19 protein-coding genes are annotated in these 19,408 nt (G+C 61.9%); 7 read left to right on the forward strand and 12 right to left on the reverse strand.

Annotated features, from left to right (window positions below):
- Nucleotides 1–18: 18 nt before the first annotated feature.
- The 6 genes from AC0L3O_RS01550 to AC0L3O_RS01575 form a co-directional block, all read right to left on the reverse strand.
- A complete protein-coding gene (locus AC0L3O_RS01550) occupies nt 19–768 on the reverse strand; it encodes a ribonuclease activity regulator RraA (protein ID WP_023797622.1) in 750 nt (249 codons plus the stop codon).
- A 23-nt stretch (nt 769–791) separates the two neighbouring features.
- A complete protein-coding gene (locus AC0L3O_RS01555; protein WP_473614587.1) occupies nt 792–1,955 on the reverse strand; it encodes a mandelate racemase/muconate lactonizing enzyme family protein in 1,164 nt (387 codons plus the stop codon).
- Nucleotides 1,956–2,021: 66 nt separating this feature from the next.
- Nucleotides 2,022–3,119 (reverse strand): ABC transporter ATP-binding protein, encoded by a 1,098-nt coding sequence (locus tag AC0L3O_RS01560; RefSeq protein WP_473614589.1) that lies wholly within the window; start codon nt 3,117–3,119, stop codon nt 2,022–2,024.
- Between the two features lie 10 nt (nt 3,120–3,129).
- On the reverse strand, nt 3,130–4,020 hold the full coding sequence (locus tag AC0L3O_RS01565; protein ID WP_023797625.1) for a carbohydrate ABC transporter permease: 891 nt from the start codon (nt 4,018–4,020) through the stop codon (nt 3,130–3,132).
- Complete coding sequence (locus AC0L3O_RS01570) at nt 4,017–4,976, reverse strand: carbohydrate ABC transporter permease (protein WP_473614590.1); 960 nt, start codon at nt 4,974–4,976, stop codon at nt 4,017–4,019. The genes AC0L3O_RS01565 and AC0L3O_RS01570 overlap by 4 nt, the downstream gene beginning before the upstream one ends.
- Before the next feature lie 66 nt (nt 4,977–5,042).
- Nucleotides 5,043–6,518 carry an ABC transporter substrate-binding protein gene (locus AC0L3O_RS01575; RefSeq protein WP_473614591.1) on the reverse strand — a complete coding sequence of 492 codons (1,476 nt, stop codon included), beginning with the start codon at nt 6,516–6,518 and terminating at the stop codon, nt 5,043–5,045.
- Between the two features lie 211 nt (nt 6,519–6,729).
- Between AC0L3O_RS01575 and AC0L3O_RS01580 the strand changes: the two genes are divergently transcribed.
- The 5 genes from AC0L3O_RS01580 (at nt 6,730) to AC0L3O_RS01600 (ending at nt 12,188) form a co-directional block, all read left to right on the forward strand.
- Nucleotides 6,730–7,437 carry a GntR family transcriptional regulator gene (locus AC0L3O_RS01580; RefSeq protein WP_027151244.1) on the forward strand — a complete coding sequence of 236 codons (708 nt, stop codon included), beginning with the start codon at nt 6,730–6,732 and terminating at the stop codon, nt 7,435–7,437.
- A 59-nt stretch (nt 7,438–7,496) separates the two neighbouring features.
- A complete protein-coding gene (locus tag AC0L3O_RS01585) occupies nt 7,497–8,663 on the forward strand; it encodes a mandelate racemase/muconate lactonizing enzyme family protein (protein WP_473614593.1) in 1,167 nt (388 codons plus the stop codon).
- Between the two features lie 63 nt (nt 8,664–8,726).
- Entirely contained in the window at nt 8,727–10,076 is a 1,350-nt protein-coding gene (locus AC0L3O_RS01590) for a mandelate racemase/muconate lactonizing enzyme family protein (RefSeq protein ID WP_473614594.1), read from the forward strand.
- Nucleotides 10,077–10,093: 17 nt separating this feature from the next.
- Nucleotides 10,094–11,293: a mandelate racemase/muconate lactonizing enzyme family protein gene (locus tag AC0L3O_RS01595; RefSeq protein WP_473614595.1), complete on the forward strand. Its 1,200-nt coding sequence runs from the start codon at nt 10,094–10,096 to the stop codon at nt 11,291–11,293.
- Nucleotides 11,274–12,188, forward strand: coding sequence for a 5'-3' exonuclease (locus AC0L3O_RS01600; RefSeq protein ID WP_473614597.1), 915 nt, complete (start codon nt 11,274–11,276; stop codon nt 12,186–12,188). Before AC0L3O_RS01595 ends, AC0L3O_RS01600 begins: the two co-directional genes overlap by 20 nt.
- 133 nt (nt 12,189–12,321) lie before the next feature.
- Here AC0L3O_RS01600 and AC0L3O_RS01605 read toward each other — a convergent pair whose 3' ends face one another.
- Nucleotides 12,322–12,531, reverse strand: a complete 210-nt coding sequence (locus AC0L3O_RS01605) for a hypothetical protein (protein ID WP_473614598.1) — start codon at nt 12,529–12,531, stop codon at nt 12,322–12,324.
- Between the two features lie 133 nt (nt 12,532–12,664).
- On the opposite strand from AC0L3O_RS01605, the gene AC0L3O_RS01610 reads away from it, so the two are divergent.
- A complete protein-coding gene (locus tag AC0L3O_RS01610) occupies nt 12,665–14,170 on the forward strand; it encodes an Ig-like domain-containing protein (RefSeq protein WP_473614599.1) in 1,506 nt (501 codons plus the stop codon).
- Nucleotides 14,171–14,417: 247 nt separating this feature from the next.
- Here AC0L3O_RS01610 and AC0L3O_RS01615 read toward each other — a convergent pair whose 3' ends face one another.
- Both AC0L3O_RS01615 and AC0L3O_RS01620 read right to left on the reverse strand, forming a co-directional pair.
- On the reverse strand, nt 14,418–14,669 hold the full coding sequence (locus AC0L3O_RS01615; protein WP_287053027.1) for a DUF6074 family protein: 252 nt from the start codon (nt 14,667–14,669) through the stop codon (nt 14,418–14,420).
- Nucleotides 14,670–14,929: 260 nt separating this feature from the next.
- Entirely contained in the window at nt 14,930–15,913 is a 984-nt protein-coding gene (locus AC0L3O_RS01620) for a LysR family transcriptional regulator (RefSeq protein ID WP_473614601.1), read from the reverse strand.
- Nucleotides 15,914–16,034: 121 nt separating this feature from the next.
- On the opposite strand from AC0L3O_RS01620, the gene AC0L3O_RS01625 reads away from it, so the two are divergent.
- On the forward strand, nt 16,035–16,190 hold the full coding sequence (locus AC0L3O_RS01625) for a YjiS-like domain-containing protein (protein ID WP_084833633.1): 156 nt from the start codon (nt 16,035–16,037) through the stop codon (nt 16,188–16,190).
- 49 nt (nt 16,191–16,239) lie between these two features.
- Here the strand turns inward: AC0L3O_RS01625 and AC0L3O_RS01630 are convergent, their stop codons facing one another.
- From AC0L3O_RS01630 to AC0L3O_RS01640, 3 genes are read right to left on the reverse strand one after another with little or no spacing between them, the layout of a single operon-like run.
- Entirely contained in the window at nt 16,240–17,322 is a 1,083-nt protein-coding gene (locus tag AC0L3O_RS01630; protein ID WP_473614602.1) for an ABC transporter ATP-binding protein, read from the reverse strand.
- Nucleotides 17,323–17,330: 8 nt separating this feature from the next.
- Nucleotides 17,331–18,383 (reverse strand): carbohydrate ABC transporter permease, encoded by a 1,053-nt coding sequence (locus AC0L3O_RS01635; protein ID WP_473614604.1) that lies wholly within the window; start codon nt 18,381–18,383, stop codon nt 17,331–17,333.
- Complete coding sequence (locus tag AC0L3O_RS01640) at nt 18,380–19,405, reverse strand: carbohydrate ABC transporter permease (RefSeq protein ID WP_473614605.1); 1,026 nt, start codon at nt 19,403–19,405, stop codon at nt 18,380–18,382. Before AC0L3O_RS01640 ends, AC0L3O_RS01635 begins: the two co-directional genes overlap by 4 nt.
- Between the last annotated feature and the right edge of the window lie 3 nt (nt 19,406–19,408).

Here is a 19,408-nt window from a genome sequence, read left to right on the forward strand (position 1 = left end):
CACGGGGTAATCCATGCGCTAACCGGGGTTCTCCAAGCGGTTTGTTTTGCGCCACTCCTCGTACTCCCCGCGGGCATCGTCATGCAGCGGATAGTAGCGTTGCAACGGCCCGCCCTCCATCAGCTTCACTCGCGAGAACTCCTCCCAATCGTGATGCTTCTGTGATTCTTCGATTACCGCCGGGGCCATTGCGACGGGAAGCACCACCACCCCGTCGTCGTCGGCGACGATGATGTCACCGGGGATCACCGTGACACCGCCGCAGGCAATCGGAACGTTGACGGCATTGGGATAAATGCTGGTCTGCACATGATAGTTCGGCGTCCAGCCGCGCAGCCATAGAGGCAGATCGAGCTTTTCAACATTGGGCCGGTCACGCATGCATCCATCGATGACGATGCCGGCGCCGCCCCTGCCTTTGAAATACGTCGACATCATATCGCCGAAGACGCCCGAGCTCATGTCGCCGCGCGCGTCGACCACGACCACATCGCCCGCCTGTGCGTGATAAAGCACGTGCCGATGCAGCTGCGTCTCCGGATCGGCATATTCTCCCTCGGTGAACAGGTCCGGCCGCTGTGGCATGAACTGCAGCGTCAGCGCCGGCCCGACGATCGACTTGCCGTGGTTCTGCGCCACCGGTCCGACCATGTGCGGATTGCGAAAACCCATGTGGCCAAGCGTGCCGGCAACCGTCGCGGCGCCGATCCCCCTCAGCGCGTCGATCAGGTCTTTTGGCGGCCGCGTGATGTCGGGAGCATGTGTCATGGTGGACTCCGGTTGAAAGGCAACTACCAGTTCGTAACAGAACCGTCGCGGCGCTTAAGGTGAGGCGCTTCCCAAAAACGAAAGCTCGCCGCCTGGATCGCCTCCTCGTTGACCTCGACGCCGAGCCCCGGCAGATCGCCGACCGGATAGTCGGTCCCGTCAAGCCGTGGTTGCACGGGGAAGAAGTCGGAATTGTCGAAGCCCAGCTTTGTTTCGGGTTCCCTGGTCTCGAGCCACGCGAAGTTGGGTACCGCGGCAGCGAGATGCACGGTCGCGGCCGTGCATACCGGACCAAGGGGATTGTGCGGCATCAGGTCCACATAGTGCGCCTCGCTCCAGCCAGCGACTTTCATCGCCTCGGTAAGCCCGCCGACATTGCAAACATCGAGCCGGTTGAACTGATGAATGCCGCGCTCGATGTAGGGCAGGAACTGCCACTTGCTGGAAAACTCCTCGCCGATGGCAAAGGGGATGTCGGTCATCGTACGCAGCGATTCGTAGGCACCCGGTGTCTCGTCCCGTATCGGCTCCTCGAGGAAATCAAGCACGCCGCGGCCGAGCTTGTTGCAGAAGCTCGCCGCCTCGGCCACCGACAGCCGATGATGATAGTCGATGCCGAGGACGACGTCATCGCCCAGCGCCTCGCGCGCCCTGTTGAGGATACTGGCGGTAGCGCCGATCGACTCGCGCGGCTCGAAGATGTCCCTGCTGTTTTGCCCGGCGGGGAAGAAGCGGATCGCCTGCCACCCCTGTGCGCGCAGCTCGCGGGCTCGTTCGATGGCAGCGTCACCTTCGGCCTCGTCTCCGGTCGAGGCGAAGGTGGGGATGCGGTGGCGCTGCTTGCCGCCTAGCAGCTCGTAGACCGGCACTCCCAGCGCCTTGCCCTTGATGTCGTGAAGGGCGATGTCGATGGCGGAAATCGCCGCCTGCAGAACACGTCCGCCTTCGAAGTACTGGCTGCGATAAAGCTCCTGCCAGATCCGGCCGATCTGCATTGGGTCGCGGCCGATGAGAAACTCGCGATAGTGCTCGACCGCGCCGGCCACCGCCTTCTCGCGACCACTCAAGCCGCTCTCGCCCCAGCCGGAGATGCCCTGGTCGGTCTCGACCTTGACGAGCATCTGGTTGCGCGTTCCTACCCACACTGGATAGGGCTTGATCGCGGTGATCTTAAGCTTCTCAGTCATCCACGCCCACGTTCCAAACGCATCCCCCTGTTTCAGTTGGCGCCCTGTTTCAGTTGGCGCCCTGTCTCAGTCGGCCTTGAGGGCCATTTCGGTTTCGCCGTCGAACAGATGCATCCGCTCCTGGTCGAACTCGAGCCAGATCTGTTCATCGGGGGCGACGGCAATGTTCGGCGGCACGCTGACGTTGACGATGGCGCCGGACAGGAACGCCTGCACGAAGGTGACGTCCCCGGTCGGCTCCACCGTGTAAGCCTTGGCCGGAATGGCACCGGGGACCGCGCTGTTGCGCAGCTTGATCGTCGAGTGACGTGCGCCGAGCACGACTTTCCTGGTCGTTGCCCTTGCGACCTTCCGGGCGTTGCGCGGCGAGAGCTCGAAGCTCCAGCCCTCCGCGCTGGTCAACACAGAGTTGCCGTTTGCCGTCGATGCCTGCAGCGGAATAAGGCTCATCGCCGGACTGCCTATGAAGCTGGCGACGAACATGTTGACCGGATGGGCAAAGACCTGCGCCGGTGAATCATATTGCTGCAGGTAGCCGCCGTTCATCACCGCCATCTTGTCGGCCATGGTCACGGCTTCGAGCTGGTCGTGCGTCACATAGATGATCGTCGCCTTGAGGTCCTGGTGGAAGCGCTTGATCTCAGACCGCATCTGCACGCGCAGTTTGGCGTCGAGGTTAGAGAGCGGCTCGTCCATCAGGAACACGGCAGGGTCGCGGACAAGCGCACGGCCCAGGGCCACCCGCTGCTGCTGCCCGCCCGAAAGTTCGCGCGGCTTGCGCTCGAGCAGGTGCGTCATGTCGAGCACTCGCGCCGCTTCCTTGACCTTCTTGTCGATCTCGTCCCTGGGCAGTTTGCGCATCTGCAGCGGGAACGCCAGGTTCTTGTAAACCGATTTCTGCGGATAGAGCGCGTAGTTCTGGAACACCATGGCGATGTCCCGGTCCTTGGGGTCGAGGTCGTTGACCACCCGGTCGCCGATGACGATGTCGCCCGATGTCATCGGGATCAGCCCCGCGACGAGATTGAGCGTGGTTGTCTTGCCGCAGCCTGAAGGGCCGACGAGCGCAACGAACTCGCCGTCATTGACCGTCAGCGACACGTCGTTGACAGCCTTGAAGCTGCCATAGGACTTGACGAGATCTTTGAGGACCACGTGGGCCATCGGCAACTCCCTAGTGCTTGACCGCGCCTTCTGTAAGGGCGCGTACGAAGTATCGTTGCAGGACGAGGAACAGCACGACGACGGGCACGCTCATCATGAAACTGGCCGCCATCAGGCCCGGAAAGTCCGTCGTATTTTCCGAGAAGAAGCGCTGGATGCCGACGGGCAGTGTCAACTGGTCGTTCTTGGTGAGGAAGGTGTAGGCGTAGATGTACTCGTTCCACGCGCCGATGAACGAATAGATCGCGGTGGCGATGATCCCCGGCGTCGAGAGCGGCATCACAATCAAGATGAAGGCCTGGAACCGCGTTGCTCCATCGATGCGCGCCGCCTGCTCGAGCTGCACCGGAATGTTGTCGTAAAAGCCCTTGAGCAACCAGATCGCCAGCGGCAGGCCGAAGGTGAGATAGGTGAGAATCAGCGAGCCATGCGTATTCATCAACCCGAGCAGGCGCATCAGGATGAACAGCGGCACGAGAAAGATCACCGCCGGGAACATGTTGCGCAGCAGCACGGCAAAGAACAGGAAGTTCCGGCCGGGGAAACTGAAGCGCGAAAACGCGTAGGCCGCAGGGACGGCGACGATCACCGAGAGGATTGTCGTGACGGTCGACACGAAAAGGCTGTTCCAGAAGAAGCGGAGGAAGTCCTGGCCGACGCTGTTCTGGGGATCGAGCAGCTTCTCGTAGCTGGCGAGGGTAGGTTCGTCCGGCCACCATTGCGGCGGGAATTGCAACGCCGCGAACCCGGACTTGATCGAGGTGATCAGCATCCAGATCATCGGCACCGCGGTGTAAAGCAGCATGAACGCGAGGAAGATGCGCCCGGTCCACCGCCATCCGTCGACGCGCATCCGGCGACGGCTCAGGGCTCGCGGGGCGGTCTCGGCAGTCGTGCTCATGCGTTCCCCTCTTGCCGCTCGTTGCCGCTTAGCGCACGGACGTAGAAGTAGCCGAGCGTCATCAGGGTGAGGAACAGGAGCACCGAATAGGCAGATGCCACGCCCCAGCGCTGCCGGCCGAAGGCGAGCTCATAAATGTGGGTGATCCAGATATGCGATGCGTTGGACGGCCCGCCGCCGGTCATGATCCAGGGGATGATGAAGGAATTGAAGTTGGCCACCGCGAGCAGCAGGATCGTCACCGTCGAGACGTTGCGCAAGTGCGGGAAGGTAACGTGCCAGAAGCGCTGCCAGGCGCTGGCACCGTCGACCTGCGCGGCGCGCAGCAACTGCTCGGGCACGGTCTGCAGGCCGGCCATCATCATGATCATGGCAAACGGAAACTCGCGCCAGATATTGACGACGATCAGGGAAGGCAGAACCGTGTTGACGCTGTCGATGAAATTCGGCGGTCGCTCGGCCAATCCGAGGCCGACCAGCACCGCACCGATGATCCCGAAGTCCGAATGATAGATCCACTTCCAGATATAGGAGGCGGCGACCGCGCTGATGACCCAGGGAATGATCAGGATTGCGCGCAGAACACCGCGACCGACAAACTCGCGATGGAGCGCCAGCGCGGTGGCAAACCCCAGGACAAAGGCAATCAAAGTCGAGCCCAGCGTCCAGATCAGAGTGTTCCAGGTGACTCTCCAGAACACCTCGCTGGTGAGGATGGTCGTGTAGTTGTCGACGCCGATGAAGGTCTTGTCGCGAAGCTGCAGGCCAGGCGGCGTCTTGAAGAACGACAGCTCGATTGTGTAGTAGATCGGATAGGCGATGACGATCAGCATCACGACGATCGCAGGCAGCACGTACGCGTAGTCGGCGCGATGCTCCCAGATCTGGCGTAACGCGCCGGACCTGCCGGATTGCAATCTTCGGCGAGCCTCGGCCTTGCCGGTCACGATCGTCACTTTGGCGCGCCCTTATTTCTTCTGAACGAACCGGCTGCACTATCGGTGCAGCCGGTCAGGCCTGGACTAGAGCCCGCCCATCAGGTCTCTTACCCTCTTGGCCGCGTCGTCGGCTGCCTCGTCGACGGTCATCGCTCCGGTCAGGGCATTCTGCAGCATGTCCGGGACGATGATGTTCATGATCTCCGGGGCCTGCGGCAGCGCTGGGAACGGGATGCCGTATGGCAGCATCGAGGTCGTCACATCGAGGAACTTGATGTTGTCCAGACGTTCCTTCATCCATTTGGTCTTGAAGCCGTTAAGGTTGCCCGGGTTCGAGCCGGCATAGGCCATCTTCAGCGACCATTCAGGGCTCGTCCACATGCAGATGATAGCCTTTGCGGCCGGCTCGTCGACCTTGCCGCCCTCGACATATTCGGGCTTCAGGATGTGAATGTTCGAGCCGCCGAACACGACTGCGCGCTTGCCGTCGGGGCCAGTGGGAATCAGGCCGTAGCGCATGTTGTCGATGACGGTCTGCGCCTTGTCCTTGTCGGCGCCCGTCGCCTTCTTCTGCAGGTCGAGCATGACGTCGTAGTCGGACGGATGCGAGATCATCATGCCGAGCTGGCCGGCGAGGAACAGGGGCTGGTTATCGGCCTGCTGGTTGGTGAGTGCGGAGACCGGAACCGACTTGTCGCGAACATACATGTCATACGAGGCTTGCAGGGCGGCCTTGCTCTGCGGGCTATCGAGCTGGACATCCTCATAGGTCGGGTTCGCGGTGGCTTCGTCGAAGACGCCGCCGCCATGAGCCCACAGCTGCGGCATGAAGCGATACGGCGTATTGCCGGCATTCTTGCGAGCCACGAGGCCGTAACCGGCAATGCCGAGCTTGTCGTGGATCTGCTTGGAATATTTGACGACGTCGTCCCAGGTTGCCGGAGCCTTGTCCGGATCGAGGCCCGCACGCTTGAAGATGTCGGCGTTCCAGATGAACGCCATCGTCTCGTTGTTGGTTGGAATGCCGTAGGTCACTCCCTCCCAGGTCACAGCCTTCATGGCGCCGGGCCAGAAGTCCTCGGTGGAATACCCGACATCCTCGGGTTTGAGCGGCTCCAGATAGCCTTTTGAGGCGAACTCGGTACCACCCAGGATTTGCAGGCGGACCGCCATCGGCGCGGCGTTGCCGAGGAGCGCCGTGCGGAACTTGTCCAGAAGGTCGTTATAGGTGAGGGCTTGTTCCTCGAGCTGGATGTTCGGATAGGTCTTGCGGAAGGTCTCGAAGAAATCCTTGTAGTACTGGCGCAAAAGGTCGGGGTCGCCCTCGAACACGCCCTGATACCAGAAAGTCAGTCGCCCCTTGTAGTCGAGCGGGGTGACCTTGGCGCAATCGGCCGCGGTGTCAAAATCCTCTGTGCCCGCAATGGAGCGCACATATTCCGGCGACCACTTGCTGAGGTCGACGGGCGCTCCGAGCGCCGATGTCGACATCAGCGATGCCATCAAAGCAGTGGCGACAGTGCCGCGCAGGACCGCACTGCCGAGCGTAATCCTCGTCATAGGTATCCTCCCTGGTTCTCCATGCCGCCGTGCGCCGAGGCAAAGCGGTCTAGCTCGTTCGACCGCGGGACGCTTTCTGTTCTGTGTATCCCTTCGATCATTTTGTACGTTTTCAGATCGTGGATTGCCTGTCAACGCGCTGGATCGTACATTGTTTGTGAAAACCGTGTGTGATATCGGGCAGGGTATGTGTTGATCAGGGGAGCCGGTCTTGGCCGAAATAGATGACTTTAAAGCCATGCCGCCGGTGGAGACTGACCCCATGGCCTCCAGCGAGGGCGCCTCGCTTTATGAACTGATCAGGGAAGACATCATCGAGGGACGGCTCGCCGCCAACGAACGGCTTGTGGTCACCGATCTCGCCCGGCGTCACGGCACCTCGACCAACCCGGTGCGCGAGGCCCTGCAGCTCTTGCGCGGGGAGGGCTTTGTCACCTTTCTCCCCAACCGCGGGGCGCGCGTGCGACCCATAGATCAGGATTTTGTCCGGGATATCTATGAAATCGGTGTTCTGATCGAGCCGGCCCTGACGCGATGGTTTGTGAACATGGCGACCGGCGAGGACATCGCCGAACTCGAACGTCTCCAGGGGCTGATTGAAGAGAACAACTTTGCCGACACATTCAGGCACAGCGAACTGGATACCGCTTTCCACACCGTGATGTACCAGCGGCACTACAACCGCCATGCCGCTGAACTTTGGTGGAAGCATCGCGAAGTGCTGCGAGCCGTGAGCCGGCGTTTCAATTTCACGCTGGCGCGTCGTGCCGCGATCATTCGCGAGCACCGCGAACTCATCGCGCACGTGAAAGCGGGAGAAGCCGACAAGGCGGCCGAACTCGTTTCCCGCCATGTCGAGGGTTCCGGCCGGCATATCCTCGAACAGATGCGTGCGCGCAACGCCGCTCGGGCCGGATAGGAACGAAGGTCCAGTCTCGAACACCGTTAGCCCTAAGCATTTCAGATAAAGGGATTGAGATGAAAATCACGAGCATTCGGCCGTGGCTGATCAAGTCCGATGCTTCTTATTGGGGAGAGTTCCTGTTCGTCGAAGTGACGACCGACGAGGGGGTGAGTGGCTGGGGAGAGATCACCACCACGACAAGGCTCGCCAACCGCGCTCTCTGCACGATCCTGCGGCAGATCGGAGTCGCCGTGACAGGCGAGGATCCAGCGCGTATCGAGCATCTCTGGCACAAGATTTTTCGCAGCTTCACCTATATGGGCAGCCGCGGCGCCGCCGTCGAATGCGTGAGCGCCATCGATATAGCCCTCTGGGACATCCGCGGCAAAGTCCTCGGCAAGCCGGTTTACGAGCTGCTGGGCGGACCGGTACGCGATGAAATCGCGCTCTACACCCATCCCAACCAGGCCAAATTCACCAGCAAGGAGGCGGTGGTCCGCGAAATTCTGGACATCGTCGAGTCCGGACACACTGCGCTCAAGTTCGATCCTTTCCCCCACCAGGGCCACAGCGCCGATGGCCTGCCCCGCGAACAGCGGGACGGCTACCTCGATGGCAGCATGACCCGCAAGGACGAGCGCGAAGCCGCCGAACTCACGGCTCTGATCCGCGAAACGGCGGGGCCTGACGTCGACGTTCTCATCGATGCGCATGGCCGCTTCGACGTTCCCACCGCCATTCGCCTCTGTCGGAGCCTTGAGGATGCCGGCCAGATCGACTGGTTCGAGGAGCCTTGCCCGCCCGAGAGCCTGAACGCCCTCAAGCAGGTGCGTGAGAAGGTCAGTGCTGCCATCTCGTGGGGCGAGCGCGGCCACACGAAGTGGGATTTCGTGCCGGTACTCGAGAACAGGCTCGCTGACTACATCATGCCTGATATCACCTGGACTGGCGGCATTACCGAGCTCAAGAAGATTTCTGCCCTATGCGAAGCCTACTACATCCCGGTCTCGCCACATGACGCCGCGGGACCGATCAACGTGGTTGCGGGAGCACAGGTGATGATGACCGTTCCTAACTTCTACAGGCTCGAAACGTCGGAGTGGAACCTGGGCAAATACGATCATCTCATCGACAGACCGCTCGACGTCTCGAACGGCAGCCTCAAGCTGACGTCGAAGCCTGGTCTCGGTATCGAGATGGACCGTGACTATCTGCAGGCCCACGAGATCGAGCTGGGCTAGCAACGCTCCAAGCCGGCCCGGCGTGCGGGCGGCAAGCCCCATCCACCAGAACGAGGACAAGTCATGGCAAAGACGGCCGCCGAGGCGCTCAATCGGGTGAACGCAAACTCCAAGCCGTCCGAGCTTCGCATCACCGACATGCGGGTAGCTGAAATCGTCGGCGCGCCGTTCACCTCGACCCTGCTCAAGATTTACACCAACCAGGGCATCGTCGGACTTGGCGAGGTGCGCGACGGCGCCAGCGCCACCTACGCGCTGATGCTGAAGAGCCGGCTGCTTGGCGAGAACCCTTGCAACATCGACCGCCTGTTTCGCCGGATCAAACAGTTCGGCGGACACGGCCGGCAAGGCGGCGGCGTCTCGGCGGTCGAAATCGCGTTGTGGGATCTCGCCGGCAAGGCCTATGGCGTGCCCATCTACCAGATGCTCGGCGGCCGGTTTCGCGAGAAGGTGCGCCTCTATTGCGATACCGACGCCACTGTGCCGGCCGAGACCGGCAAGCGCCTCAAGCAGCGCATGGCGCTCGGCTTCACGTTCCTCAAGATGGATCTGGGGCTGATGCAGATCGCCGATGTCCCCGGTGCGGTCGTGTCTCCTGCCGGCTCACTTGATGGGTATCGCGTCCAGCCCGGCCGCGGCCAGGTCAAGTCCCTTGAAGAGCGGCGCGCCCGCAACGCCGCCTACGATTTGCACAACGTCCCCCACCCATTTACCGGCCTCCACTTTTCCGACAAGGGCCTCGACTTGCTTGAGCAGTACATTGCCGAGGTTCGCGAAATTATCGGCATGGATATTCCGCTCGCCATCGACCACGTCGGCCACATCTCGCTGCAGAACGGTATTCGCCTCGCCAGGCGGATTGAAAAATATGTGCCGGCCTGGCTCGAGGATGTGATCCCATGGCAGTACACCGAGCACTACCGACAACTGCAGGACGCCACCACGGTGCCGATCTGCACCGGCGAGGACATCTACCTCAAGGAGGGCTTCGAGCCTCTGCTCAAGAGCGGCGGCCTCTCCATTATCCACCCGGACCTGCTCACCAGCGGGGGCGTCCTCGAGACCAAGAAGATTGGCGACATGGCGCAGGACCACGGCGTCGCAATGGCCATCCATATGGCGGAAAGTCCAATCGCAGCAATGGCCGCGGCACATGTCGCGACCGCGACCGAAAACTTCATGGCACTCGAATACCACTCTGCCGATGTCGACTGGTGGGACGATATCGTCACCGGCGTTGCCAGACCGCTCGTGAAGGACGGCTTTATCACTGTTCCCGACAAGCCGGGCCTGGGGATTGACGACGTCGTCGACGAGGTGATCTCGCAGCATCTGCAGCCGGGTGTCACCGGCATCTGGCAGCCCACGGATCACTGGGACGACGAATATTCCTGGGATCGCACCTGGAGCTGAGGCGGAAAGAACCCGAGATGAAGATCACCGACCTCCGCTGTGCCGTTATCGGCAAGCACCCCATCGTTCGCGTCGTTACCGACGAGGGCCTCCATGGCCTGGGTGAGGTCGAGTACACCAAGCCCTACCTCAAGCCCTGGGTCCTGCATTTTCGCGAGGCGCTGATCGGCGAGGACCCGACCGACGTCGAGCGGGTGATGCTGAAGATCCGCCAACGCGGCTCTTTCAAGCCCTATGGCGCAGCGGTAAGCGCTATCGAGCATGCGCTGTGGGACATTGCCGGCAAGGCCGCAGGCGTGCCGGCCTACAAACTGCTCGGCGGCAAGGTGCGCGACCAGGTGCGCGTCTACAACGGCTCGATCCGCAGGAAACGCACGGGCGACCGGCCGGAGGATTACGCCGCTGACGTCAAATGGATGATGGAGCAGCCGCAGAACTTCTTCATGATCAAGCAGGGAATCTCGTTCCACTCCAACATGAAGGACACCATCGACGGCTTCCATTACGGCGTGACGCAGAAGCAGGCCGGCTATCACGGTGCCATGGATCAGGGTGTGATCAGCGAGCGTGGTTTCAATCACATGCTCGACTGCGTGATCGCGATGAAGGAAGTGCTGGGCGACAAGGTAAGCCTGGCGCTCGACTGCGGCCCGGGCTGGATGCTGCCCGATGCGATCAAGTTCGCTCGCGCGGTCGAAAAATACAATTTGATGTGGCTGGAGGACATGCTTACTGGCGACTATGTGCCGTGGGTCAATCCGCAGGCCTATCGGGAGCTGACCACCTCCACCTCGACGCCAATCCATACCGGCGAGCAGATTTACCTCAGGCACAATTTCAAGGAGCTGATCGAGACGCAGGCGGTGCGCGTCATCGGCCCCGATCCTGCCGATATTGGCGGCATTGCCGAGCTCAAATGGGTCGCCGAGCACGCCCATATGCATTCGATCCTGATGGCGCCGCACGGCACGGCGAACGGCCTGCTTGGCCTCGGCGCGTTGATCAATGTCTGCGCCACCTTGCCCGCCAACTACATCGCCTTCGAATATCCGAGCGCCTCCGACCCCTGGTGGGAGGATCTCGTAATCGGCCTGCCGTCGCAGATCGTGACGGACAGCATGGTGGATCTGCTGGAAGCGCCGGGGCTGGGCCTCGATATCGACGCCGAAGCAGCCAAGAAGTATCTCAGGCAAGAGGATGCGGGCTTCTTCGACTGAACCATCCCTGGATGCCAGCATCGGTCAGGCTTTGCAGACCCGGCCGGATGCTGTTTCCCTAAGGATTGCGATGATCGTTCATTTGATAGACGGCACATACGAACTGTTTCGCCACTTCTATGGCCAACGCCGGTTCAACAATGGCCAGGACAAGCCGTTTGGCGCCGTCGTCGGCGTGCTGAATACAGTGCTGGAGATGATCGAGAACGGCGCCACACATGTTGGGGTGGCCACCGATCATGTAATCGAATCGTTCAGAAATCAGCTCTGGCCCGGCTACAAGACCGGGGATGGCATCGAGCCGGCATTGCTCGCCCAGTTCCACCCCCTCGAGGACGCCCTGGCGGCGATGGGAGTGGCGGTCTGGCCGATGATCGAGCTGGAAGCCGACGACGCGCTGGCATCCGCGGCACACAGCGCGGCCGCCGATGAGGGCGTGCAGAAGGTGTGCATCTGGACGCCGGACAAGGATCTCGCGCAGTGTGTGCGCGGCGAGCATGTCGTCCAGGTAGACCGCAGGACCCAGAAAATTCGCGATGCCGCCGGCGTACGCGAGAAGTTCGGAGTTGAGCCGGCCCTGATTCCAGATTTCCTCGCGCTCGTGGGTGATGCCGCCGATGGCTATCCGGGTCTCGAAGGCATCGGCCTGGTCTCGGCCGCCCGGCTGCTTGGCCGCTACGGCCCGCTTGAAAGCTTTCCGCCTGAAGCCCTCGGCAAGCGGAGAGAGCTCGCGCTTTTGTTCAAAAATCTCGCGACGCTGCGCACCGACGCTCGGCTGTTCGATAATATCGAGGAACTTCGCTGGCACGGCCCGACCAAAGCGTTCGAGAGGTGCGTGATCCAGCTGAATGACGCCCGGCTCCTCACCCGTGCGCTCAAGGCTTGGCGTTGCTGACCGCGGGAGGCGAGGTCTGGAAGCGGCCTTTGAAGGCCAGCCTCGAGTCCCCAATCGAACAGGGGCACTGTGCTCGCGGCAAGAGTCCGGATGAAGAACTAAGCGTTGTTCAGCGCGAAACCAACGCTTTGCCCTACAAGAACGGGCGCATGAGATGCCGCCGCCAGGACCGGTCGCCGCGTCCGACGAGCGGATCGAGATAGGCCGTCCGGTTCGCAAGCGGAAGATCGGGCCGAACGGGCGAGACGAGTTGCGCCAGGCGCGCGATGCGCTCGGCTGTGCTCGGATGGGTCGGGAACCAGAGCGTCGGCCCATTGCCGAATCCAATCAGACAGTTCGGCATGATCACCGAATTAACCACATTCGAAGAAGGCGAGGGTCGGTTGGGTTCGTCACCGATCCGTCTCGCGTAACATGTTACCGTTGGAATTGGGGCATCCGCAGCACGTCCAGCGCAAAGGCAAGGAAGAGACAGGATGCCGACCTTAAGCAATGGCAGTGAACTCATCGTATGGAACGAACCAGAGAATCCCAATCCGAGTCCTGACTCGGTCCTTTTCAGCATTACGGAAACAGACGGCGACGTAATCGGACCGATAGGCGCAAAGCCGGATTTTCCTTTCGGTGGGGTCGAACTGGCTTCGGTCGATGTCTTCGATGGCTTCTTCACCATCACCAGCTTCACCCACGAGGGCAGGACCGAAACCTGGACGACGGTGGAAACGCAGGTCTTCGACAACGAAGGCAATTTTCTCCGCACCGTGTCCGACCAGGCGGCCTTCCAGTCGGTCCGGATCGTCTCGATCAGCGCCGACAGCCCCGACGACCTCACGGTGACATGGATCGGGGCGAACGAATATTTCGGCGGCGAAAACACCCAATACGGTCAGCACCAGATCATCTTGAAAGGGGGCGTGCTTCAGTCCGACACCTTCGTTAATCATTCGCCCACCGTTGCCGACCTGGACTTGTCGATTTCGCAGGCGCAATCTCTCGACGACGTCAAGTTCAGCGCGACAGATGCCGACTACGATCTCTTGAACTTTATCGTCTTGGACGGGCCGGACAGCGGCACCCTGGAGCAGGAGACGCGTTTCGACGGTAACTACTACCCGTTTCACCAGGGTCATTATGGCACTAGCCTGCACTATCATGCGGATTTTCTGAGCGGAAACCTGTTCGACTACACTCCGCAGGCCGGCTTCATCGGCACCGACAGCTTTACGGTTTACGCTACGGACGGCCAAGGCAACAGCAATGTGGCGACGGTTACGATCACCGTCACTCCGCCGGCCGAATCCATTACCCTGACCGACGCCAAAAACATCGCGAGCTACGCAAGCCATGATCATGCCGTGCTCGTCGCCGCGCTGGGCGGGGACGACCGCATCAGCGGCACCGCGTTCAACGATACGCTCGACGGCGGTGCCGGCCATGACCAGCTGTTCGGCGGCGCGGGCGCGGACGACATCGTTGGAGGCGCGGGCACCGATTGGCTGAAGGGCGGCGCTGGCGATGACGAGATCAGCGGTGGTGAGGGCGCAGACGGCGTCCGCGGTGACACCGGCGACGACGTCCTCGACGGCGGCGCCGGCTCCGACGACATGCGCGGTGGTGCTGGCGACGACATCCTCAATGGCGGCGCCGGCCGCGACCGGCTGGCCGGCGAGGGGGGCAGGGATGTCTTCGTGTTCGACGCACTTGGGCCGGCGAACTACGACAGGATAGAAGACTTCAATGCGCTCGACGATGTGTTCTGCCTGGACAGCTCCGCATTCGTCGGGCTGTCGGCCGGCTCGCTTTCCGCTGCGGTTTTCGTCGTCGGAAAGCACGCCATCGATGACAACGACCACATCATTTACGACAAGGAGACCGGCGATCTGCTGTTCGATGTGGACGGAGCAGGAGGCGCGGCGACTGTCAAGTTTGCCGCCGTGGACCCGAGCACATTCCTCACAGTGGACGACTTCTTCGTGTTATAGGCGCGCATGGTGGGCGCAGCCACATAGACCGGGCGTGATCGCGCCCATATGCAGGATTTCCTCCCCGATTGCGCAGTAAGGGGCGTCAGGGCTCATCCGAGCCCTTGATGACCCGACTGGCTGGTGTCTGCAACGGTGAGGCATGATTTCGACGAACGCGGCTATCTTTTCATCCGCATTGAAAAACCTTGCATTTGACGGATGCAGTGGTGCCACGCGGCAATCCATCGTCGTGAGCCAGCCGATGCTATTGTGCTAGTTTCGCCGCACTGCGGGTGGCTATATCATCCAGGACAGCATGAAGAAGCGTTCCGACTTCCTGTTCGGCCAGCCCGGGTGCAATTCCTGATTCGGCTAATTGAACGAGAATTGCCTTGGCGGTGTTGCGCCAGAAGGCGTTCGCGTCCTCCCCGTTCTTGGACTCCAGGACCAGGGCGATCCCTTCGACCAATTTCCGCCGCCGATGCAGCGGAAATGCGCTTATGTTTGAATCGCACATCGATCACCTCACCTCTTCAGTCGCGCGAATAAGCATTGGCGGGTTAGAAAATTTGGTTAACAGCGCTCTTTTTGACGGTGGTCAGCCATGGAACAAAGCGTCCGCTGGGCTCGATGGTCGGTGCCGCGAATAGCGGCTGGACGCAGCGGCATGGCGAGTTGGAGTCCCTGTTGAAGTATTACGGCCTAGGCCTGACGGCGCAGGAGTCCGGCATGAGTGCCAGCATGCGGCTCAGCTGGCGGCCGATCGACGCCTGAGGCTTAGCGGATCGGCGTCTCGCCGCGAAACAGCGGCTGGTGCGCCCGCATCAAGGCGGTAATCCGGTCGGCGACTTTTCGGACCGGCGGCGCGTGACGTTCCTCGTGATGGGTGACAATCCATTGGTCGGTTTCGAGTTCGGGGATAGGCTGAGCGACGCGAACCAGCCGCGGATCGCTGTCACCGACGAAGCACGGGAAGATCGAAAGGCCGGCGCCGGCAGCCACCAGTTCGCGCACCGAATGGGTGTTGTTGCCGCGCACGGCGATGCGGTCGCCGTGATGGGCTTGCAGCCAGCGCGCCGAGGCAATGTTTGCCGCTTCGCCGGTGACGCCGACGAACAACCCGGCGGCGATGCCGTTGATCATGCGGCGTCCGGAATAAATGGCGTAGGCGACCTTGCCGCTCTGACGGCCGGCCAGCCACTGCTCGGTCGGTCGCTCGCCGCGGATGCCGATGTCGGCGGCACGGCGGCCGATGTCGACACAGTCGGTGGTGGTGACGAGCTCCACCCTTATGCCGTCATCGACCGTCCAGATATCGCCGATATGGGCGGAAACGAAGGCTGAGGTCCATGGCCCGGCCGAGACGCGGACAATGCGGTCGGGCAGGTTTCCCTCGCGCCAGCGGGTCAGCGACTGCATTGCTGCCTCGACGTCTTCGGCGCGCCGCAGCAGTTCTTCACCGACCGGGGTCAGCCGGTAGCCTGTCTGCTGGCGCACGAACAGCGGTTCGCCGATCTGCTTTTCGAGCGCGGTGACGCGTCGTCCAAGGGTGGCTGCGCTGAGGCGCGTGGGTCCCGTCGCTGCGCTCAAGCCACCCAGCCGCGCAACGTCGAGAAACAACCTCAGATCGTCCCAGTCGATATCCATTTTGCAGAAATGAAAAACTCCTTGCGAGCGTGGCTGTAGCGCGAAGCGGGCATCACGCGCAAGTATGCAGGCATTGAAGGCGTTGGACAATCCTGCCTGGAGCGACAGTGACAAGCGCCTCGGCTGGCCAAGAAGTCAGCGAATCCTTGCGAAACGCGCATGCGCTTCGCGTAGATGCTTTGCGTTTTCGACCAACCCAGGCGCGCGGGCTTTCTGCGCGCCAAAGGAGACGATCATGTTCGACAAACTTCGACACCGTTTCGCCCGCTGGCTTGCCTATCGCCAGACGCTTGCGAGCTTGAGGCAGGCCCCAGACAGCACACTGGCGGATGCTGGCATTTCTCGCGAAGAGATCCGCGAGCATGCCCGCCACGCCAGCCTGCGTCGTTGAGGAGGCGGGGCATGCAGATGATGACGCCCCAGACGGGGTAAGCCGACTTCTAACTCACAGCGATGCGCACGCCGGTGTCATCGAAAAGATGCAGATGGCTGGTATCGAACTTCAGATCCACCGTGTCGCCAGAAGCCACCGGATATTGTCCGGCGACAACCGCCAGCATGGTCTGGCCGCCGCTTGTCCTGGTGTGGACGATTGTCTCGGAGCCGAGGGCTTCCACCAGCGCGACGCGGGCCGCAACGTCTCCCTTGCCGGCACCGGCGAGGCTGATGTGATGTGGCCGCAGCCCGAGCGTCACGTCGCCATTGGCCGCGCTGACGTTCCCGTCGATCTCGAATCCGGCTGAACCGTCCAACGTGAGACTTGATCGGCCAGCGCCCCCGGGTGCCACCTTTACCGGCAGGAAGTTCATACGCGGTGCACCGATGAAACCGGCGACGAACAGATTGGCCGGATGGTTGTAGAGCTCGAGCGGCGTGCCAATCTGCTCGATGCGGCCGGCGCGCAGCACGACGATGCGGTCGGCAAGCGTCATCGCCTCGATCTGGTCGTGCGTGACATAGACCATCGTCGCCGACAGCCGCTCGTGCAGCGCGGCCAGTTCGGCGCGTGTCGAGATGCGCAGCTCGGCGTCGAGATTGGACAGCGGCTCGTCAAGCAGGAAAGCGGTTGGATTGCGCACGATGGCGCGGCCGATCGCGACGCGCTGGCGCTGGCCGCCGGAGAGCTGGCCGGGGCGCCGGTCGAGATACGGCGCGATTTCCAGCATCCGCGCGGCTTCGGCGATGCGCGCATCGATTTCGGCACGCGCCATACGGGCGTTCTCCAGCCCGAAGGCCAGGTTCTGGCGCACGCTCATGTGCGGGTACAGCGCGTAGGATTGAAACACCATCGCCAATCCCCTGTCGGCGGCCGGAACCGTGGTCACGTCCTTGCCGTCGATCGCGATGACGCCGCCTGTCGGCCGGTCAAGCCCGGCGATGAGCCGCAGCAGCGTGGACTTGCCGCAGCCGGAGGGGCCGACGAAGACGATCAGCTCGCCGTCAAGGATGTCGAGATTTATGTCGTGCAGCACGCCGACCTTGCCGAAAGCCTTCGATACGCCGGTGAGTGTGATCTGGCTCATGGTAGCCTCTATTTCAGACCGGAGCCGGCAATGCCGGTGGTGATGAAGCGCTGAAGGAAAATGAACACCAGCACGACCGGGATCATGGTGACGACGGTCATGGCCAGGATGTAATGCCATTGCACGTTGAGTTGGCCGGCATAGGTGTTGAGACCGACCTGCAGCGTATAGACCTCCTTGCGCGACAGGACGATCAGTGGCCAGAGGAAGTCGTTCCAGCGCCAGACGACGGAAAAGATCGCCAGCACCGCCAGCGCTGGGGCGGTCAGCGGCAGGATGATGCGCCAGTAGATCTGCCATTCCGACGCCTTGTCCATGCGCGCTGCATCGATCAGCTCGTCGGGGATCGTCAGCATGTACTGGCGCAGCATGAAGACGCCTGTGGGCGTCGCCACTGTGGGCAGGATCACGCCCCATAGCGAATTGAACAGTCCCATTGCCGAGATGACCGAATAGAGCGGCACCAGAATGACAGAGAGCGGCACCATCAGCGTCGCGACGATGAGCATCATCACAGCGGAGCGTCCCCGAAAATTGTACTTCGACAGTGCGAATGCAGCCATCGAATTGGTCAGGAGCGTAATCAGGGTGGCGACCACGGTGACGAAGACCGAGTTGCGCAGGTAGAGGAAGAAGTCGAAGGCGAGGAAAGGCTGGACATAATTGTCGAGCGCGAAGGCGATGCTGCGCTTTGGCGTACGGTTGCGGATGTTGACGCGTATGATCTCGCCCGGGTTGGCGGGATCGACCATCTGCGCGACGGTGCCGAGGCGGCGCACTTCGGCGAGCACGCGCACGCTGCCGTCGTCATTGCGCACTTCGAAGAGCTGCAGCGGCTCCTCATACCCTTCCACGATCGCTTCGGCGGTGACATAGGGCAAAACAGTCGGCGGGAACTCGGCCAGCGCAGCAGGCGTCTTGAACGACGAGTTGACCAGCCAGAGCGCCGGGCCGAACATGACAATCAGCCCGCCGATCAGCCAGAACCAGGTGAAAACGTCGGTCCAGTGCCAGCCGGCGCCGCCGTGCCGGCGGAACAGAAATTCCGCAACCCTGCTCATCGCATTTTGCCCCGCTGCTCGTTGCGCCTTGCGATGCCCAGCTGGATCAAGGTCAGCACGACCAGCACCGCTCCCATGAGGATCGAGGCCGCGGAGGCGAGCCCCGGATTGCGCAGCATCGAGGCGAAGCCGACCTCGTAGATGTACTGCGTGAGGAACAGCGTGCTGGTCCCGGGACCGCCTCCGGTCAGCACATAGATCTCATCGAATATCTGCACGGCGCGGATGAGTGTCAGCACCAGCACGACCAGGAGGTTGGGCGCCAGCAAGGGCAGCGTTATGCGCCAGAAGACGCGCATGGGCCGCGTGCCGTCCATCTCGGCGGCCTCATAGAGGTCTTTCGGAATGGCCTGAAGGCCGGCGAGAAGGATCAGCGCATAGAAGCCGACATGGGCCCAGACCGACACCATGATCGTCGCCGCGAAGGCCCAGTTGCGCTCCACCAGCCAGTTGACCGGGGTTCCGCCCCCCTCGAACACCATCAGGTTGAGCAGTCCCTGCCGCTGCAGGATCCAGCGCCAGATGAGACCGACCACGACCGGCGACAAAAGCACAGGAAAGAAGAACACGGCGCGCCAGAAACTGCGCGCACGCAACTCACGGTTGAGCACGAGTGCGGTGACAAGCGCCACGGCGACCATCATCGCCACTTGCAGCACGACGAAGGCCAGGGTGTTCCAAACCGCGATCCAGAACAGGTCCTCGGTGCAGCTCTTCGGGTCGAGATAGCTGCCGCAACTGAACAGCCGCCCATACTGATCGGCGCCGACGAAGGTGCGGTCGCCGAGGAACAGCGCCCCGCCACCGGTCATCGAATAGAGGATGTTGATGACCAGCGGAAACAGCACGAAAATGCCGAACACCAGCATGTTCGGCGCCAGGAAGAACACGGCCATGCCATTGCTGCCCGTGCGCCGTTGCAACATGCGCAGTGGCGCATCGAAAACATTCGCAAGCCAGCCGACCGGCGCCAGGATCATGGCGCCGGCGCGCGTTGCTATGCCGTTTCGGACGTCTGCCATGAC

The organism is Mesorhizobium sp. WSM4810 (assembly GCF_055811235.1).